The organism is Streptococcus dentapri, from assembly GCF_042649885.1.
Classification (GTDB): Bacteria; Bacillota; Bacilli; order Lactobacillales; family Streptococcaceae; genus Streptococcus; species Streptococcus dentapri.
Genome location: NZ_JBHSAC010000077.1, coordinates 1 through 1,119, shown reverse-complemented (window position 1 = coordinate 1,119; position 1,119 = coordinate 1). Strand labels below are relative to the sequence as shown.

Below are 1,119 nucleotides of genomic sequence, written 5' to 3'. Positions count from 1 at the left end.
AGCTGCTGGACAAGCTCAGCTTTAAATTCCTCGGAAGAAAGGGAGCGAAGCCTTTCACCCATCACATCATACTAACGGTCCTTTTGAACCAATAAGTCATAAGGGAAATAGTCCAAGTCCTTTAGGCGCTCGTCATAAATCCCGCGGATTTTACAGAGGGCCGCTGTGTCAAAAGACCAATACCCATAGTAAGCGTCCTCAGTCTTATGCGTATCATACCAAGCCGCCTCTGAATGCGCATAATACCAAAATTTTTGAGCTTCGATAATAGAGTCAGCGGTATCTCCCATCAGATTGAGATACTCCAAATGGGAATGGAAATTGACCCTCTCCCCTCGTAATAAATACATGGCCAAAAATTCAATATAGTCCTCTTGCAGTTGCTCTCCTTCATCCACGAAAGTCATGTACTTATTGAAAAGCGTCTCAATATCTTCTATAAACTCCTCTTTTCGGTCTTCAAAGAGAACAGCTAGAGAGAAGTAGTTAATCAAGTCATAAATGCTTTCATGACTGGCATAGGAAAGTAAATAATAGTGTAAGCTGATTTTAAACCATTTGAAGATTTCATCATTTGATTTGCCGAGGGAATAAGCCATGAATACTAATTCCTTTGAATACATTGATTGCGGACTATAAAAATAGCCCATTCTTTCTTCAGGTACCTCTGGTTTCATTGATTCCATATCTTGAAAGGCTTTAATATTAAAATCATATGCTTCTCTGAAATAATTTTCATCTTTGTGTTTATCTCTGAACATTACTTAATCCTCACTTCATTTTTTTAGCCGCATTGTCTAATTGGTTGATGATGATATTGCCATTTTCTTTGACATTGAAGAGGTTGCTTTGAACATTACCGAGTGCTCTTTGTCTAATAATTTCCATAGCACGATTTCTACCTACAGCCTCTCTAAGTCTATTATCTATCCATCTGCTGTTCATCTGTTGACTGCCGTCCGTTAATATTTTAGTATTTAGCCTTGCTGTGTTATACTTAGCCTCCGAAATAATATAAGGCGGGTGGCCATCTGGATTGTAGTAAACTCCATCAATGCCCTGATGACCAGGGCTATCAAGACTGGTCACCATGTCCTTGCTGATACGCTCGTAGCCAAA

General features: G+C 39.2%; 1 protein-coding gene and 1 pseudogene. Both read right to left on the bottom strand.

The genetic code is table 11. From position 1 onward, the window contains the following. Window positions 1-71: 71 nt before the first annotated feature. A complete protein-coding gene (locus tag ACFOSE_RS09065; RefSeq protein ID WP_380432624.1) occupies window positions 72-761 on the bottom strand; it encodes a PoNe immunity protein domain-containing protein in 690 nt (229 codons plus the stop codon). Between the two features lie 10 nt (window positions 762-771). Further along, window positions 772-1,119, bottom strand: a pseudogene (locus tag ACFOSE_RS09060) (T7SS effector LXG polymorphic toxin); the annotation flags it as partial.